The following is a 274-nucleotide window of genomic DNA, read 5'->3' on the forward strand; positions in this document are numbered from 1 at the left end:
CCATTGGCGGCAATAAGATCCAGGAGCTTTTGACCCCTTGGCAGGTCAGGCCTTTGAGGCATCGCCATCAGGTCGCCTCCTGCTTCTGGAGGCGTTCAAACCATCTCTGAGCGCGGGGGTGAATGATGGTCTTGTAAACGTGGCAACCGTCCTTGTTATGCGTGTGAATGCGGAACATCGGAACCCGAACAAGCCTGTCCCGGTAAAAGGCAACCCGGTCAGGTCCCTTGATCACCACGCCTTTTTCCATGAAGACGTAATGCGTCGGCTTGAA

Annotated in this window: 1 protein-coding gene; it reads right to left on the bottom strand. The window is 55.1% G+C overall.

From position 1 onward, the window contains the following. Positions 1–67: 67 nt before the first annotated feature. A partial coding sequence (locus E1297_RS48695; protein ID WP_196223066.1) for a hypothetical protein occupies positions 68–274 on the bottom strand: 207 nt, incomplete at its 5' end.

This window comes from Roseibium sp. RKSG952 (assembly GCF_009711355.1).